Origin of the sequence: Nitrosomonas supralitoralis (genome assembly GCF_003011925.2) — a bacterium.
Taxonomy (GTDB): Bacteria; Pseudomonadota; Gammaproteobacteria; order Burkholderiales; family Nitrosomonadaceae; genus Nitrosomonas; species Nitrosomonas supralitoralis.
The window spans coordinates 1-519 of sequence record NZ_PXXU01000192.1; the positions used below are offsets into that span (position 1 = coordinate 1).

The 519-nt window shown below is 36.0% G+C and carries 1 protein-coding gene; it reads right to left on the reverse strand.

Going from position 1 to position 519, the window contains the following annotated elements; genetic code table 11:
• Nucleotides 1–44 precede the first annotated feature (44 nt).
• The coding region (locus tag C7H79_RS17385) for a response regulator transcription factor (protein ID WP_147383673.1) at nt 45–519 on the reverse strand (475 nt) is incomplete at its 5' end.

Here is a 519-nt window from a genome sequence, read left to right on the forward strand (position 1 = left end):
TAACTCAATAATTCATTAGCCAATAAAGATTAATAGCGATAATTTTATTGTTTAAACAATAGATTATAGGCTGCACATTGACTTGAAAGCTCTAAAAAACTGCTGGTGCAGGTTTTTTTTAGAATTTGAGTGCGATGAATTTCAACAGTCCGAGAACTGATTTTCAGTTTATTAGCTACTTCTTTGGTTGAGAGTCCTGCTAAAATCATAGGCAGTATTTCCATTTCTCTTGCAGAAAGGCTATTTAAAGTTTGCATGAATTGCATTTCGGCTTTCATCGACTCATGCCTCTTAATTGTTTTTTCAAGCTCTATCTGAATACGTTCGATAATCTTGTCAATAGCAATAGGCTTCATCAGGAAATCCGCCGCCCCAGCTTTTATTACGCGAACGCTCATTGGGATATCGCCATATGAAGTAAGAAATATAATAGGTAAGCGAATATTTCTACGATTAAGCTCAGCTTGCAGATCAATACCATTGATACCCGGCATATTGACATCAAGTACAATACAACCC